The sequence below is a fragment of the Mesorhizobium sp. 113-3-9 genome, assembly GCF_016756515.1.
Taxonomy (GTDB): Bacteria; Pseudomonadota; Alphaproteobacteria; order Rhizobiales; family Rhizobiaceae; genus Mesorhizobium.
This window is the reverse complement of record NZ_AP023246.1, coordinates 2,950,940-2,966,307: the sequence shown is the minus strand read 5'-3', so window position 1 is coordinate 2,966,307 and position 15,368 is coordinate 2,950,940. Positions and strand designations below refer to the sequence as shown.

General features: G+C 61.0%; 14 protein-coding genes. 5 read left to right on the top strand and 9 right to left on the bottom strand.

Annotated features, from left to right (window positions below; translation table 11 throughout):
- Nucleotides 1–23: 23 nt before the first annotated feature.
- Together MesoLj_RS14395 and MesoLj_RS14390 are read right to left on the bottom strand one after the other, a co-directional pair.
- Nucleotides 24–1,472 carry a M20/M25/M40 family metallo-hydrolase gene (locus MesoLj_RS14395; protein WP_202326421.1) on the bottom strand — a complete coding sequence of 483 codons (1,449 nt, stop codon included), beginning with the start codon at nt 1,470–1,472 and terminating at the stop codon, nt 24–26.
- 105 nt (nt 1,473–1,577) lie between these two features.
- The gene (locus MesoLj_RS14390; protein WP_202326420.1) at nt 1,578–2,765 is read right to left on the bottom strand and encodes a trans-sulfuration enzyme family protein; all 1,188 of its coding nucleotides are present in this window, start codon (nt 2,763–2,765) and stop codon (nt 1,578–1,580) included.
- Nucleotides 2,766–2,867: 102 nt separating this feature from the next.
- Here MesoLj_RS14390 and MesoLj_RS14385 point away from each other — a divergent pair, with 102 nt between their 5' ends.
- Complete coding sequence (locus MesoLj_RS14385) at nt 2,868–3,743, top strand: LysR substrate-binding domain-containing protein (protein WP_202326419.1); 876 nt, start codon at nt 2,868–2,870, stop codon at nt 3,741–3,743.
- Between the two features lie 97 nt (nt 3,744–3,840).
- Here the strand turns inward: MesoLj_RS14385 and MesoLj_RS14380 are convergent, their stop codons facing one another.
- From MesoLj_RS14380 to MesoLj_RS14360, 5 genes are all read right to left on the bottom strand, one after another.
- Nucleotides 3,841–4,617, bottom strand: coding sequence for an amino acid ABC transporter ATP-binding protein (locus MesoLj_RS14380; protein WP_202326418.1), 777 nt, complete (start codon nt 4,615–4,617; stop codon nt 3,841–3,843).
- A gap of 4 nt (nt 4,618–4,621) precedes the next feature.
- Complete coding sequence (locus tag MesoLj_RS14375) at nt 4,622–5,533, bottom strand: amino acid ABC transporter permease (protein WP_202326417.1); 912 nt, start codon at nt 5,531–5,533, stop codon at nt 4,622–4,624.
- A 4-nt stretch (nt 5,534–5,537) separates the two neighbouring features.
- Nucleotides 5,538–6,440 carry an ABC transporter substrate-binding protein gene (locus tag MesoLj_RS14370; RefSeq protein WP_202326416.1) on the bottom strand — a complete coding sequence of 301 codons (903 nt, stop codon included), beginning with the start codon at nt 6,438–6,440 and terminating at the stop codon, nt 5,538–5,540.
- A gap of 400 nt (nt 6,441–6,840) precedes the next feature.
- Entirely contained in the window at nt 6,841–7,191 is a 351-nt protein-coding gene (locus MesoLj_RS14365; RefSeq protein ID WP_140774347.1) for a RidA family protein, read from the bottom strand.
- A 24-nt stretch (nt 7,192–7,215) separates the two neighbouring features.
- Nucleotides 7,216–8,352 (bottom strand): NAD(P)/FAD-dependent oxidoreductase, encoded by a 1,137-nt coding sequence (locus tag MesoLj_RS14360; RefSeq protein ID WP_202326415.1) that lies wholly within the window; start codon nt 8,350–8,352, stop codon nt 7,216–7,218.
- A 436-nt stretch (nt 8,353–8,788) separates the two neighbouring features.
- Here MesoLj_RS14360 and MesoLj_RS14355 point away from each other — a divergent pair, with 436 nt between their 5' ends.
- Nucleotides 8,789–9,790: an ornithine cyclodeaminase family protein gene (locus tag MesoLj_RS14355; protein WP_202326414.1), complete on the top strand. Its 1,002-nt coding sequence runs from the start codon at nt 8,789–8,791 to the stop codon at nt 9,788–9,790.
- Nucleotides 9,738–10,703: an aminotransferase class V-fold PLP-dependent enzyme gene (locus MesoLj_RS14350; RefSeq protein ID WP_210346668.1), complete on the top strand. Its 966-nt coding sequence runs from the start codon at nt 9,738–9,740 to the stop codon at nt 10,701–10,703. The genes MesoLj_RS14355 and MesoLj_RS14350 overlap by 53 nt, the downstream gene beginning before the upstream one ends.
- Nucleotides 10,704–10,815: 112 nt before the next feature.
- Here MesoLj_RS14350 and MesoLj_RS14345 read toward each other — a convergent pair whose 3' ends face one another.
- Nucleotides 10,816–11,793: a LysR substrate-binding domain-containing protein gene (locus tag MesoLj_RS14345; RefSeq protein WP_202326412.1), complete on the bottom strand. Its 978-nt coding sequence runs from the start codon at nt 11,791–11,793 to the stop codon at nt 10,816–10,818.
- Nucleotides 11,794–11,945: 152 nt separating this feature from the next.
- Nucleotides 11,946–13,271, bottom strand: a complete 1,326-nt coding sequence (locus MesoLj_RS14340; protein WP_202326411.1) for an amidase — start codon at nt 13,269–13,271, stop codon at nt 11,946–11,948.
- A gap of 354 nt (nt 13,272–13,625) precedes the next feature.
- Between MesoLj_RS14340 and MesoLj_RS14335 the strand changes: the two genes are divergently transcribed.
- Both MesoLj_RS14335 and MesoLj_RS14330 read left to right on the top strand, forming a co-directional pair.
- Complete coding sequence (locus MesoLj_RS14335) at nt 13,626–14,414, top strand: transporter substrate-binding domain-containing protein (RefSeq protein ID WP_244735407.1); 789 nt, start codon at nt 13,626–13,628, stop codon at nt 14,412–14,414.
- A 294-nt stretch (nt 14,415–14,708) separates the two neighbouring features.
- Nucleotides 14,709–15,368, top strand: coding sequence for an ABC transporter permease (locus MesoLj_RS14330; RefSeq protein WP_244735405.1), 660 nt, complete (start codon nt 14,709–14,711; stop codon nt 15,366–15,368).

The following is a 15,368-nucleotide window of genomic DNA, read 5'->3' as shown; positions in this document are numbered from 1 at the left end:
TTCAAGGGGTTTCATTGATTTTCTTACTCCGGCCTGCTGTCGTGCTCGCTCGTTGCAAGCCGTTGGTCGAGCATGTCCCTGGAGGATTCCCGTTGGATCTCTTCGAAGATCCGTATCCAGCTGCGAATCCCTTTGCGAAGACGCCGCGTATCGTAACGTTCGTCTGGAGCATGGATGGCGTCGCCCGGCAATATGAAGCCGATGACGACGCATTCCGCATCGAGACCCTCGCTGAGTTGTTGCACCAGCGGTATCGCTCCACCCGTTCCTCTCAGAATGGCAGGACTTTCCCACTCCTGTTCCAGTCCGCGCGCGGCGGCAGCGAGAAACGGACTGTCCTGCGACAGCACCACCGCCGAACTGCCTCCCGCCCCTTCGAATTCCACAGTGCAACCCTTGGGAAGCTCTGATTTGACATAAGCTCTGAATCCGGCGCGGACCTTTTCCGGTTGTTGTCCGCATACGAGCCGGAACGAAAGACGGGCTGTTGCGCTTCCTGGCAGGACCGACCGTTCGGCCGGCCCCTGGTTTCCACCGGTGATGCCGTTGATGTCGACAGTAGGACGTCCCCACATCGCTTCCAGCGTGGAGTATCCTTTTTCCGTTACGCCGCCGCTCAGGTCGACCTCTTCGAACCGGCCGGCGTCCTGCGCCAGCTGCCGCCATCGTTGGCGCAGCCTATCCGGGATTTCGGACACGTCGTCATAGAAGCCCCCGATGGTCACTCGCCCGGCTTCGTCATGAATGCCGGCCAGAATATCGCTCAATATGCGGATGGGATTGGCGGCCACGGCGCCATAGTGACCTGAGTGAAGGTCGGGATTGGGAGCAAAGATCGTCACCCGCTCGTGGACCAGCCCTTTGAGCTGCGTCGTGATCGCGGGCTGTGTCGGTGACCACATCTCGGCATCGCAGATAAATGCGACGTCGCATCGAAGATCATGTCGATGGGCGTCGATGAATTCCGGCAGGCTCGGCGAGCCTGCCTCCTCTTCTCCCTCCAGCATCACGACGATATCTGCCGGAAAGCTGCCCCGGGCGGCCCTCCATGCGCGCAGCGCCTCAATGAAGGTCCAGAGCTGGCTTTTGCTGTCGGACGCGCCGCGGCCGTAGAAATGGTGGATGCCATCTTCCTCCATCACGCGTGGCTCGAAGGGAGGATGTTGCCACTGGTTCAGATCGCCGACAGGCTGCACATCGTAGTGTCCGTAAAACAGCAGCCTCGGATGTCTGGTCCGCGGGCCTGCCGGAGAATGGGCAAGGACGACGGGATGCCCCTTCGTCTCGATGATCTCCACGGAAAGCCCCATGGCCGACAACTCCCGCTTGAGCCACTCGGCCGCGCGGACAATGCCTGCCAGCCCCGAAGCCTCGCTCGAAATCGACGGGATGGAAATCAACTCCAGGAGTTTGCGCACCGAGACGTCGAAATTGTCATCGACGGTACGAAGCGTACTTTGCAAATTCGGCATGCGTGGTCACCTGATGATTGTTTGGCCGCGGCCTTCGGGGGAACTGTCAGCCATGACGAGTGCCCTTTAGAGGCGCTTCATGCTTCATGCTTCATGCTTCATGCTTCATGCTTCATGCTTCTTGCTTTGCCGTGCCTCGATGCTTGTCAAAAGTCGTTCGATATCGGCCCAGAGTTCATGCTCGTCCTCAAGTCCGATGCTCAGGCGCAGAATGATATCCGGTCCGGACCATGGTGCCGCGCTGCGGAAACCGTCGATCGACATCGGCGCGGCAAGGCTGCGGGTTCCACCCCAGGACGCGCCAATGGCGAAGACCTCCAAAGCATCGAGCGCGGCCTCGACATGCCGGGACGCGCTGCCCTTGAAAAGGATGCTGAAGACTCCGCTCGAACCGAGGAAGTCGCGTCTCCAGATTTCATGCCCGGGGAAGGTTTCAAGTGCCGGATGCAACAGGCGCTCGACGAGAGGGTGGCTTGCAAGCCTGCGGGCGAAATCGAGAGCCACCCTCTCCGAGTGACGAAGACGCACACCCAGGGTTTCAAAGCCGCGCAGGACAAGCGAGGCATCGTCCGCCGAGACACCGATGCCCATTCTCCCCATCAGGGAGCGGATAGGTTTTATGAGCGCGGCGTCGCTCACGGTGATAGAGCCCATCAGAACATCGGAATGGCCCGAGACGAACTTGGTAAGCGCTTCTGTGACGATATCGGCGCCGTGTTCGAGCGGCTTGAAGTTCAGCGGCGTCGCCCATGTGTTGTCGAAGCCGACCAGCGCTCCCCCTTGGTGAGCGATCGCAGCGATTTTCGGCAGGTCAAGGATTTCCATCGTCGTCGACCCTGGGCTTTCACACCAGACGATCCGCGTCCTGGTCCGCATTTTCGACGCGACATCCTCCGGAGAAAGCGGGTCGAAGAATTCCACATCCACGCCCAGGCGGCGCAGGTCGGATTCCGCGAAGTCCCGCATTGGCGGGTAGGCGGTGTCCGCGATCAGGACATGATCGCCCGTGGTCAGAAACGGCATGACGGCAAGGGCATTTGCCGCCTGCCCCGATGGCGCGAGGAAACTCCAGACCCCACCTTCCAGGCTCGTGATCTTCGCTTCAAGCGTTCGGGTGGTCGGTGTGCCGTAAAGGCCGTAGGAATAGCCCTGATGCCCACGGTCGCCGCGTGAGGCATAGGCGGCGGCATTCGCGAATACGATGGTTGAAGCGCGGTGCACTCCAACGCCAAGAGAAACAAATCCGTCGGTCGGCACATCGGGCGTTAGAACGCATTGGGTGAGATCGTTCATGAGAGCGCCTTTCAAAATGGCTGCGAACACTTTAGGAAATCGATCGAAAGGCATATGCTTTTGCGGCATTGCTATTCGCGAAAGTTATTGGTTGGGGGGTCCATGAATCTTCGGCAGGTTGAGGTCTTCCGGGTAGTCATGACCAACGGAACCACGGCGCGCGCGGCCGATGTTTTGCACGTGTCCCAGCCGGCGATCAGCAAAAGTATCCAGGAGCTGGAGCGCTCGCTTGGTTTCGATCTCTTCCAAAGGATCAAGGGCAGACTGCACCCTACGCCCGAGGGACAGCTTTTCTTCCGTGAGGTCGAACAGGCTTTTCTCGGCCTGAGCCACCTGAGGGGGGCGGCCGCCCGCATTCGGGATTATGGTTCCGGCGAACTGAGAATCGCTTCTCTTTCGGCGTTGTCGACAAACGTTCTCCCGCGCGCCCTTCACGCTTTTATGGACCGCAACCCAAACGTCGCTGTGACCTTCCAGGCACGTATGTCCTCCAACGTGCGCGATCTGGTCGCTTCCGGTCAGTTCGATCTCGGGATCGTCGCCGACGAGATCGATCGCACAGGGGTCGAGGCGACGGAGTTTGCGCGCTTTCCCGTGGCGGTGGCGGTGCCCAAGGGACATCCCCTCGAGGCGTTGGACGTCATTCGGCCAATGGATCTTGCGGGTTATCCGTTTATCGCTCTCGCTCGCGAAGACACGACGCGACGCGATGCCGAGCACGCTTTCAATGAAGCCGGCGTCGCAATCCGAACCGTGATGGAAACGCCTTATTCGACGACGATCTGCGCGATGGTGGCCGCCGGCATTGGCGTCGGCCTGGTCGATCCTCTGACCGCCGAGCCCTATGAGGGCCGCGGACTGACATTGCGGCCGTTCGAGCCCGCACTCTACTTTCGGACACTGCTGATCAGGCCGCCCAATCGCCTTCCCTCCCGAATTCTTGCGGAATTCCTCGACGATCTTCAGGCGGCGCTCTGAGGTGCACGGACATTCCCGCGTGTCAGCTTGCTTCCGGGCGAATTCAGAAGGATGGCGAGACCCGATCCCGTTACCTGCTTCAGTCATGGCCTGCCCCTCACAGCACCTTAGAGAGGAAAGCGACCGTTCGCGGGTTCTTCGGACTGGCCAGTACCGCCCTTGGATGCCCTTCCTCAACGATCTGTCCCTGGTCCATGAAAACCAGGTGATTGCCGACTTCGCGTGCAAATCCGATCTCGTGCGTCACCACGACCATCGTGATACCGCTTTGTGCCAGATCCCTTATGACGTCCAGGACCTCGCCGACGAGTTCGGGATCGAGCGCGGAGGTTGGCTCGTCAAAGAGCATCACTTCCGGCTCCATGGCGAGCGCGCGCGCGATGGCGACACGCTGCTGCTGTCCACCGGACAGGTGTGCGGGATATCGACCTGCGAGTCCGTTGAGCCCCACCCGCGTGAGAAGTTCAGTGGCCTTGGCTCTCGTCCGCTCCCGCGACCAACCCTTCACATGGAGGGGGCCCTCCATCACGTTTTCCAGGGCGGTCATGTGAGGAAACAGGTTGAAGCGCTGAAACACCATGCCGGTCGAGCGTCGCTGGGCTGCCACCCGACTTGGCGGTAGGGGGTGGAAACGACCGCCCCGCTCCACGAATCCCTGCAACTCGCCCTTCACGAAAACGCGACCCGCCGAGATGCTCTCCAACTGGTTGATACAGCGCAGAAGCGTCGATTTACCGGAGCCGGAGGGGCCGATCGCAACGCAGACTTCGCCACGTTTCACCCGCAGTTCCACGCCTTTGAGCGCATGGACCGCGCCATAGAATTTGTGAATGTTCTGCATTTCCACGCAGAAGCCGGAGATACTCGCCTCCATCGGATCACTCCGCCCGCGTCGGATGGACCGACGCGCCCTTGCCGAAATGGCGCTCGAGGAAATATTGACCGACCATCAGCAGGCTCGTGACAGCAAGGTACCAGGTTCCAGCGACCATCAGCAGCGGAATCGGCAGGTAGAGCCTGTTGGCGATAGCATTGGTGGCGAACGTCAGGTCCAGCGTGAATGGCACCGCGAGAACCAAGGATGTCATCTTCAGCATTCCAATGGTTTCGTTGCCGGTAGGGGGAATGATCACGCGCATTGCCTGCGGCATGAGTATCCGCCGCCAAATCTTTGCCGGTCGCATGCCGAGCGCCTGAGCCGCTTCGGCTTGTCCGCGGTCGATCGAATTGAAACCTGCCCGGAATATCTCTGTCAGGTAGGCGGATTCATTGAAACCGAGCCCGCAAATCGCAGCCAGAGCCGGCGTCACGACATACTTCGTATCCACGCTCACAATCTCGGGACCGAAAGGGATCGTGATGCTCAGGCTGGGGAACAAGACGGCAAAGAGCCCCCAGAACAGCAGCTGCGTATAGACAGGTGTTCCGCGAAAGAACCATATCCACGCATACGCCAGCCCGCGAAGGATTGGATTGTCGCTCGCGCGCATGATCACCAGAAAAGCCGCGATGACGATGGCGGTCGCCATCGCAACCACAGTGAGGAGCAGGGTCCACCCGACCCCCCTCACCACCTGCGGGTGAAGCAGGTAAGTAAGGTAGACATCCCAGTGAAAATTGGAGTTCCTTGCGACGGCAACCGCAACCTGAAGCGAGATGATCGCGATGATCGCAACCGCGATCCAGCGCCCCGGGCGAGGACGGGGAACCACGACATTGCATTGGAACTCCAACGGATTTGGTATGGGAGCCGGCCGGGGGCCGGCTCTGACATTTGGCTCAAAACCCATGATTTCAGTCTTCGACTTGAGGATTTACCATGGCTTTGTCGACGATTGCCGAGCCGAGACCCCAGGCATCCAGAATAGCCTTGTAGGTGCCATCTTCGATAAGGGAATTGATGGTATCCGCGACCAGACCCGTCAATTTGTCATCTGACTTGGCCACTGCGATGCCATTATATCCGACTTCGGACATCGCGGGCGTTGCTTCCATTGTCTCCAACTGGCCATTCGAGCTCTTGGCCGCATAGCCAATCGTGGCCGGCCCGGAAAACGTCGCATCGGCGCCACCGGCCGCAACACGGGTCAGCGCCTCGGTCTGGACCTTGAAGGGAATGAGTTCTATTTCCTTCTTTCCAGACGAAACGCACCGCTGACTTTCCTGCTCCACCTCTTTTTCGTGGGACGTGCCGGACATGATCGCGATCTTGGTCCCACACAGATTGGCCGGATCGAAGTTAGTGGGATTACCTGCCCTTATGCCCCATAGATTTCCCGTTTGGGTGTAGCTGACGAAGTTGACTGCGTTCATGCGCTCCTTGGTGATCGAGAGTGCGGAAACGCCGAGATCGAACTTCGTTCCGAGCGCGGGAAGGATGGCGTCGAAGGCCGAGGTCTGGAAATCGATCTTCACGCCGAGCCTGTTGCCAATCGCATCGGCGATGTCGACATCGATGCCCTCAGGCGTCTGCCCGTCCTTCTCACTCAGATACTCCCAGGGCGCATAGGACGTGTCGGAGCCGATCACGATCACGCCAGCGTCCTTGATCTTGTCCGGAAGACGCGCGGCAAGTGACGGATCAACCTTGATACCAGATGTGTCAAAGCCTTGCGCCAAAGCATCCGTGGCGCAGCCAAAGGCGGTCATCACCGCCAAAACCGACACGGCCTGCAAGCAGGTCATTCTGTCAAACATCAACGTTCCCCATTTTTCTCGTTGTGAGGAAGAGCGAACCGAGAACTTGGACGACTGCCCTTCAGCGGCCGCAGAATGTGTGTTGGAATGAATGCCGTCCAATAGAATGATTTCGAAGGTCTATTCTCACAGGTTATAGGTGCCGGTACATCGACCAGGCTTTCATGGTGAATCGCGCTAGCCGTCCTGCGCGCTTCGACCGAAATGTCGAGCGCGGGATTCGCTTTGCTGCGATGTCGGAAAATATGGAGGCGCGAGGCACCGACACCTGACGATGTCGGAGCGAACGACTGGAATGTGGAGCGTCGGCGGCGCTCTGTTGGTCGGCCGAAGGGGAGCGCGCGCGGCGACGGCTCTAAAAACCGGAGCTGATCCCTGACTTGACCGAAGAGCGCCCTTGTCAGCTCACCGCGGTAAACTGTATCTCAATGCGGATATCGGGCAGCGCGAAGCTTGCTCCGACAGTGGCCCGCGCCGGCGGTTCGGCGCCGTCGAGCCAGTCGACCCAGGCCTTGTTCATCGCATCGAAATCGCCGGCGTCCTTCAGCCATATCTGCGCGAACAGCAGTTGCGATCGATCGGAACCGACCCTGCCCAGAAGGGCGTCGGCCTTCTTCAGTATCTGTCGCGTTTGGCCGGCTGTATCGGCTTGCCGGTCATCGGCGGTGAGGCCCGAGAGATAGATCGTCCCATTGTGAACGACGATCCGGCTGAGCCGCTCGTTCTTCTCGTGTCTTTCGATTTTCGTCATCGTGCGCCTGCGCTCGAAGAAAAATCATGCGTGCGCGGCGGCGGCGTGCTTCGCGCTCGCCTGGAAAAAGCGCTGCGGGCGGAACGTCTCCATCTCGTCATGGAGCTTGCCGCGCACGACCTCGTCGGCGACCACCTTGCCCAATTGCGGGCCGATGGTGACACCGCTATGCGTTACCGCCATATAGTGGCCGACGACGTCCGGCATCGCGCCGGCACAGGTGTAGCCGTCTTCCGGGAAGGGCCTCACCGTGGTGCGGATGGCTTCCACGCCCGCGGCGCGAAGCGAAGGCAGGACCTTGCTTGCTGCCTCCAGCAGCGTCCTCGCCTCATCGCCGCTCGGGCTGATTGTCTCCGGCTTCTTGAAGGTCAGGTCCACCGAGACCTTGTGGATCATGATGCGGCCGGCGCCGTCAGGACGTATATCCAGGTCGTCGGCATGCAACTGGCTGCGCAGCGTCAATGCTACCGGCGGGGTGAAGGCGAGCACGCCGATCGTCGAGGAGAGCGGGATGCCCTGGGCATCGCCGAGCCGTTGGCTTGACCAGCCGCCGGTGCAGTTCACCACGGCATCGGCACGGTGGCGCTCGCCGTCCGCCGTGCGTACCGCGCTGACGCGGCCGCCTTCGGTTTCGATCTCGGTCACGCGCGCATCGACCCTCACCTCGGCGCCCCAGCGCTCCTTCGCCGCCCGCAAAAGCCAGGCCGCATAAAGGACCGGATCGACCCAACCCTCCTCCGGATAATACGAGATCGGACAATCACCGATGGCCGCGACGTCGATATCGGGCTCCATCTCGGCTACCAGCTTCTTGTCGATCCACTCGACGCCGTAGCCCCATTCTTTCATCTGCCGGAAGTTCTCGAAATAATCGTCCATCGATTCCGACACTGTGCGCCAATCGAAACTGCCGCTTTGCGTAAACCAGGGAGCGACACCGAAGTCGCGCTTCAGCTCGAGATGGGCGCGCATACCCGCGACATTGAGATCGAAATAGGGTCGCGGCCGCTTGGTCGTCGCATTCGTCCAGGCGAAGCTTACCGCCGATGTGCCCCCCGCTATCCTGCCGGCCTCCAGCACCAAGACGTCCGCCCCCGCCTTGGCGCATTCATAAGCGGCGGAACTGCCGACGATGCCGGAACCGATGACCACGACACGCATATGGATAACCTCCGATAGAAATATTACTCTTCACGCCAACCAATTTCCTAATAGTGGCGAGATTTTTATGTGCTTATTTGCTATCGTGCCGATCGTCTAAGCTCGTATGCGTTACTCATACTGCAGATATCGGCGATTTTATTCGTTTCAGCCGCAGATGAATTTCGACGGAAATCGGACTCGGCACTTCAAATTGCCCGGAAACATTGCAACGGGCGGGCGATTGCGGTCAATTGAACTGGCCGCTGCCGTTGATCGCCAAAAGTTATGAACCGGCGCCTGCCGCTCTGCGACGCTGCATTTACCGGCGCATGATCCGGCATGGGCAACTTCTCGTGCCAGGTTATGAAAGTCGTGCGCAGCCGCTTGCGAAGGCGGTGCTACGCTCGGCGAAACCTGGCGCATACGGAGGTCGTCGAATGGACGAGACTGCACGGTGAATGCCGAGACCGAATTCCTCCTGATCGACAAGATGGCGATCCGGCAGGTCTTGACCATGGCCGACGCGCTTGAAGTGACCGAGGCGGCGCTGCTCAAGACTTCAAACGGCGCGGCCCGCCAGCAGATCAGGCGCACGCTCGACCTTCCGGGCGCGGCCGGCACTTGCCTGTCGTTGATGTATGCCGCGCTTGACGACCAGCCGCTGTTCGGGGCGAAGGTGCTGTCGGTATTTCCGGACAATTTCGCGCACGGGCTCGCGTCTCACCGCGGCGGTGTTTTCCTGTTCGATAAGGATCACGGGCGGCCTGCGGCTCTGATCGACGGAGGAGAGTTGACAGCCTGGCGGACCGCGGCCGCCAGCGCGGTCGCCACGAGGGCGCTGTCGCGCCCGGGCAGCTCGACGCTGACGATCCTCGGCTATGGCGAGCAGGCTCGCCGGCACGTCGAGGCCATTGCCGATGTGCGGCCAATCCGCGTGGTCCATGTCTGGGGTCGAGATCTTGCGAAGGCGCAGCGCTTCGCCGAGAACCTGTCGGCCGCCGGCTTCGAGGCGCATGCGCATCGCGACGCCATTCGAGCCGTTCGCGAGGCCGACATCGTCTGCACGACGACATCTTCCGAGGTGCCGGTGCTGTTGGGCGAATGGCTGCCGCGTGGTGTCCATGTCAACGCGGTCGGCGCGAGCCTGGCGTCATGCCGCGAGATCGACCTCGAATGCGTGCGCAGATCGAAGATCTGGGTGGATTACATGCCCATGGCGCTCGTCGCCGCCGGGGAGTTGGTCGAGGCGATCGAGGGCGGCCAAATCGGCGGCGACCATATTCGCGGCGAGATCGGCGAAGTGCTGGCGGGCGCGAAGCCCGGCCGCACCAGCGACGCCGACCTGACGCTCTACCGGTCTCTCGGTGTTCCCGCCCAGGACATCGAACTCGCCAATCTCGTCTATGCCCGCGCCCGCGACGCCGGCCGGGGTAGCTCGATCGATTTCAGGTTGTGACGCCATGTTGAACTGCCAGCGCGATCTCTTTTCCATCCCCCGTGAGACGGCTTACCTGGACGCCGCCTACATGTCGCCGATCCCGACCGCTGCGGTCGCAGCCGGAGAGGCTGGCGTCAGGGTGAAAGCCGAGCCCTGGAAGATGACTATCGCATCCTATTACGACGAGGTGGAGCAGGCCCGGCAGCTTGCCGCCTCGATGGTGGGCGCCGCTACCGACGACGTCGCCATCGTAGCCGCCACCAGCTACGGCATGGCGATCGCGGCCGCCAACGTGGCGGTTCCGCCGGGTTCGGCTATCCTTCTCATGGAGAACGAGCACACTTCGCACCGATATGTCTGGTATGATCTGGCGCAACGCTCGGGCGCGCTTGTCGACATCGTTCCGCAACCGGCCGACGGGGATTGGACCGGCGCGATCGTATCCGCGATCCGCACCTCCAGCCGCCCCATCGCGGTCGTTGCCGGCACTCTCGTTCACTGGTTCGAGGGCATGGCGATCGACCTCGAGGTCGTGGCGGAAGCCGCACGGGCGGCGAGCGCGGCCCTCGTTGTCGATGGCACTCAATGGGTTGGCGCGGTGCCTTTCGACGTCCGTCGCGTCCGGCCGGATTTCCTGGTCTTTGCCACCTACAAATTCCTGCTCGGCCCGTATCGTCTGGCGTTCCTTTATGGGCGAACGCTCCGACTTCGCCGTCCTGCCTATCGCAATCGCCGCGATGGAGCTCATCCGCGACTGGACGGTCGATCGCGTTTTCGAGCGTCTTCGTCACCTCAACGGGCTGGTCTGGGTAGAGGCGGAAAATCGCGGCCTGCCGGTTGTGCGTCCCCGGCATCCGACGCCTCATATCTCGATCCTCGATATCGGCGATCGGCTCTTGCCGAATGCGGCGCAGGAACTGAAGCGCGCTGACGTGCATGTCACGCTGCGCGGCACGAAGATGCGTGTATCCCCCCATGTTTACAACGACGAAGCCGATATCGAACGCCTCTTCCTGAGCCTGCCGCTCCGCTAGAACCCCTTGCTAATCCTGCCCTGTCCCAAGAGCCACTATCCCGGCGTCCACGCTGTTCATAAAGCTGCGCGTGGCCTGGATGAGATGCTCGGTGAAAGCGTCAGCGGCCGTCGACGCGATGACGCCCCACGGCCGATACACGCTGAGATTCAGATCGAGATGCGGCCGGAAATCCCTGATCTCGATCGGCAGGTCGCGCGCCATCCACGCGGAGAGCCGATCGACGACCGTTACGCCCGCGCCGGACGCGACCAAGGCGATGCAGGCGCTGGACAGGCTGGCCTCCACCTTCAGCAGGCGCCTGACACCGCGCTCGTCGCACAGGGCGTCGAGTTGCCGCCGCATCGGATCGGCCGAGCCCATCGAGATGAAGTCGAGACCGTCGAGGTCATCCGCCTGGATGACTTCGAGCTGCGATAAACGATGGCCCGCGGGCATGACGCAGACGGGCGGTGTCGCGGTCAGCGCCCGCCTCACGATGGAAGGGTTCTCGTCCGACGCCGTGACGCCGATACCGATGTCGAGCTGATTGCGGCTTGCCCTTTGCACCACCGTCGCGGAGCTGCGGATATCCAGCGAGATGGACACGGACGGATGGTGGCTTGAGAAGCTGGTTATGATGGATGGCAGCAGCGTGGACCCGAAAGCCGGGAGCGCGCAGATGTTCAGCCTGCCGCTGCGCAGCTCGCGGATTTCCTTGGCGGCACGCGAGATACCGCGCGCGGATTCGAAAACCCGCTGCACTTCCGCATAAAGCATGTGCGCTTCAGGAGTCGGGATCAGTCGCTGCCGGCTTTTCCTGAACAGCTGAAAATCCGCCTTCTCGGTGAGCTGCTGGAGCATTTTGCTGACAGCGGGCTGCGTGATGTCCAGCGCGTCGGCCGCCTTCGTCGTCGTCCCGTGCAGCATGACCGAAGCGAAAATCTCGATCTCGCGGGGCGTGAACTCCACGTCCTTTGCAACCGTGTCTTTCTCGCTGAATTTCATGGCCGCTGACCCTGCCCCGCCGATAAAACGATGCGCCGTCCGAGCAAGCCACGGCAAAGCCGATGTTAACTGGCGATAGCGGGCGTTCCAATAGCCAAGCGAATGAAGTTCATTCCAGCAGGTTATGAACTTTGACGACCTGCGAACGCCAGTCAGGTGCCGGTCAACGTCTCGGCAAGGTCGAGCAAGGCGGCATCCCGGCCGGGAAGAGCGGCAAGCTGTACCGACACGGGAAGGTTATCGGCAACATCCAACGGGACTGCCAAGGCCGGCATGCCGAGCATATTTGCCCAGCGGCGAAACCGGCCGCCTGCCATCCCCCATGACACCATTTCACCCTTCACCTGGGTAAGCTCGTCCGAGAGCCGGGGCGCCGAGCCGGGAGCCGTCGGGACTGCCAGGGCATCCAGGCCCGCCATTTTCACCATGAAGCGCCGACGCGCATCCTCGCGGATCCCGACGGCTCTGTCGTAGGCGTCCGCGCCGATGCCGACGCCGTCCTCGAGGAAAACGCGAACCGCGTCGCCGACCAGATCCGGGTTCCGCCCGATTGGATCCTGGTAGGTCCTGGCAAATTCGTATTGCAGGATCGTCAGGCCCGCGGCCACGAATTGCTCTCTGTCGTCGAAGGCGATTTCCACCGTGCGAACGAAGGGCTGATCGAGCAGCGCGGCCAATGCCGTCTCGATAGTGTTGTCGACGTGTGCCCCGGTCAGTTCGGGGCACACGGCGATGGTCATGCCGGTCCTCTTTACGCTTCCGCTGCCCTGCGGCCGGCTGAAGCGCTTTCCGGCCAGGGCCTCGGTGACCAGGCGAACATCCCTCGTCGAGCGCGCCAGCACGCCGACGCAGTCCAGCGAGGGCGCGATACCCATCACACCCTTCGTGTCGATCAGACCATTGGTCGGCTTATAGCCGAACAACCCCGTCGCGGCCGCCGGAGACCGGTTCGAACCGCCGCTGTCGGTGCCGATCGCCGCCGCACAGAAACCCGCGGCAACCGCCGCTGCCGATCCGCTGCTGGTGCCGCCCGTTCCGCGGCTTGCATCGAGCGGATTGACGACCTTGCCGAACCAGGGATTGTCATGCCCGCCAACGCAGAACTCATGAAGGTTGGTCTTGCCGATGATGATTGCGCCTGCCGCCTGGAGGTTGGCGACGCAGGCCGCGCTATTCTGGGCGACCTGGTCACGCAACAGCAGGGATCCCGCGGTCGTCGGCCAGTGCATCACATCAACAATGTCCTTGATCGCGATGGGCACGCCATGCAGCGGACCGCGCCAGCGACCTGCCTGAATTTCGCGCTCTGCCTGCAGTGCGGCATCGAGGGCATGGGCTTCGTTCACGAAGATCATCGCCCTGATTTGCCCGTTCAGCGCATGGATCCTCTCCAGACAGCCTTCCACGATCGTCACCGGCGAAAGGCCGGAAGCGATTCTTTCGCTCAGGTCCTCGACAGATCCGGGAAGGCCGCTCATTTGGCAAACTCAAGTCTCACGAGACCTCGCTGTCGGCGTCGCAGTCACCCAAGGACGGGATCGGATCGACGATGGCACAGCCCGGATTTGGCGGACAAGTGCCGCACCTATTTCCTTCAGAATGAGGCTGGTGAGGAAAACTCATGATTGGATCGACGGAAGCGGCCGAAGAGGGTGTTCGACACAGTCGAGGCTCAGGCCGCAATGCACCATTCGCGCCCCTGCCGTTGTCATAACTATTGGTGATGAACCGCGCGGCAGAGGGCATTAGATCGCCTTGACTTGAACTGTTAGCGTTTTTGAAGACCACCCTGCGAAATGACAATTCAGCAGGAAACAAAAAGGGGAACCGTCATGAAAAAACTGGCAGTTATCGTATCACTAATCGCCGCGGCCTTTGGCGCCGCCGCCACGTCCTCAGCGACCGCCGAAGACGTCATTCGCTTCGGGGTAGCCGCCGAGCCATACGCGCCCTTCTCGGTCAAGGATGCCAGCGGCAAATGGCAAGGCTGGGAAATCGACCTGATGAATGCCGTCTGCACACAGATGAAGGCGAAGTGCGAAATCGTCGACATCGCCTGGGACGGCATCATTCCCGCACTGCTGGCCAAGAAATTCGATGTCATCTGGAGCTCTATGTCGATCACTGACAAGCGCAAGGAGGTGATCGACTTCACCGACAAGTATTACTATTCGCCCAACGTACTTGTCGGCGCCAAGGCCGACACGCGGCAATTCGATGTGGCAAAGCCGGACACTTTCAAGGGCGTCGCCGTGGCGGCGCAGAGTGCGAGCCTGCAGGCGACTTACATGCAGGATAAGTTGAACGGCATTGGCGAAGTAAAGATCTATCCGACGCTGGACGATGAAATCGCCGACATGCAAGCCGGCCGTGTGGACCTGATGGCGGCGGCGGGTATCCAGATCCAGGACTTCCTGAAAAAGCCGGAAGGCCAGGCCTATGAAATCAAGGTTACCCTGCCGCATGAAAAGATGTTCGGCGACGGGGACGGCGGCGGCCTGCGCAAGGAGGACACGGCGCTCAGGGACCGCCTCAACGCCGCGCTGAAGGCCGTAAAGGCCAGCGGCGAGTATGACACGATAACCAAGCGATATTTCGATTTCGACATCTACGGCGATTGATCATCGGATGTAGGGGGCCTGGAGCCGGATGATTTCAGGTCGTATCGACCTGAAATCATCCGCCCCAAATCAAACAAGCAGAGCACTTCACCGTTTCACGGAAACGGCGAACCATTCCAACTCCTTGTTTTGATGCAATTCCGGACGGAAAACCGCTCACGCTTTTCCTGGAATTGCTCTAATGCCGGCCATCCCGTTCCGGCCGGCACCATCCTCATTGGAACTTGCCGCATGGATTCGATCGTGTCTTGGCTGACCTTGCTCGGCTTCGGAGACAAGGGCTGGGGCGACGAATTGCTTCGCGGCGCCTTGCTGAGCGTCGAGATTTCGATAAGCGCCTATATCGTTGGCCTGACGCTTGGCCTTGCGGGTGCGTTGGCCAAGCTTTCAAAGCGCCGGACAGCTGTCTTTGTCGCCACCGCCTACACCACCATTATCCGCTCCGTCCCCGACATCCTGATTATTTTTCTCGTCTACTATACCGCGACCGACGCATTGCGTTCGGTCGTAACCTTTGCCGGGTTTACGTCCGAATTTCAGATGAACGGATTTGTGGCGGCGACTTTGTCGCTCGGGATCGTTCAAGGCGGCTACAGCACGGAAGTTCTTCGCGGTGCGATCACCGCCATCCCGCGAGGCCAGGCCGAGGCGGCCCACGCGCTTGGTTTGACCCGCAGCCAAGCCTTCTTCCTGGTGATCCTTCCGCAGATGATCCCATTGGCGCTGCCAGGGCTAGGCAATTTGTGGCTGGTCGTCCTGAAAGAAAGCTCGCTCGTCAGCCTCATCGGTTTCACGGAGCTCGTTCTCGCCGGCAAGATGGCCGCTGGGGCGACGCGCGATTACTTCCTGTTCTATTGCGCGATCGCATTCGTGTTCCTGGTCATGTCAGGCCTGTCGGCGATGCTCTTCCACGCCCTGGAAACATCAACCGCCAATACCGGGAGGCGCGGATAG

Coding starts and splice junctions, on each gene's coding strand:
- MesoLj_RS14395 (WP_202326421.1), bottom strand. CDS start 1,472: ATGCCGAATTTGCAAAGTACGCTTCGTACCGTCGATGACAATTTCGAC.
- MesoLj_RS14390 (WP_202326420.1), bottom strand. CDS start 2,765: ATGAACGATCTCACCCAATGCGTTCTAACGCCCGATGTGCCGACCGAC.
- MesoLj_RS14385 (WP_202326419.1), top strand. CDS start 2,868: ATGAATCTTCGGCAGGTTGAGGTCTTCCGGGTAGTCATGACCAACGGA.
- MesoLj_RS14380 (WP_202326418.1), bottom strand. CDS start 4,617: ATGGAGGCGAGTATCTCCGGCTTCTGCGTGGAAATGCAGAACATTCAC.
- MesoLj_RS14375 (WP_202326417.1), bottom strand. CDS start 5,533: ATGGGTTTTGAGCCAAATGTCAGAGCCGGCCCCCGGCCGGCTCCCATA.
- MesoLj_RS14370 (WP_202326416.1), bottom strand. CDS start 6,440: ATGTTTGACAGAATGACCTGCTTGCAGGCCGTGTCGGTTTTGGCGGTG.
- MesoLj_RS14365 (WP_140774347.1), bottom strand. CDS start 7,191: ATGACGAAAATCGAAAGACACGAGAAGAACGAGCGGCTCAGCCGGATC.
- MesoLj_RS14360 (WP_202326415.1), bottom strand. CDS start 8,352: ATGCGTGTCGTGGTCATCGGTTCCGGCATCGTCGGCAGTTCCGCCGCT.
- MesoLj_RS14350 (WP_210346668.1), top strand. CDS start 9,738: ATGCCCGCGCCCGCGACGCCGGCCGGGGTAGCTCGATCGATTTCAGGT.
- MesoLj_RS14345 (WP_202326412.1), bottom strand. CDS start 11,793: ATGAAATTCAGCGAGAAAGACACGGTTGCAAAGGACGTGGAGTTCACG.
- MesoLj_RS14340 (WP_202326411.1), bottom strand. CDS start 13,271: ATGAGCGGCCTTCCCGGATCTGTCGAGGACCTGAGCGAAAGAATCGCT.
- MesoLj_RS14335 (WP_244735407.1), top strand. CDS start 13,626: ATGAAAAAACTGGCAGTTATCGTATCACTAATCGCCGCGGCCTTTGGC.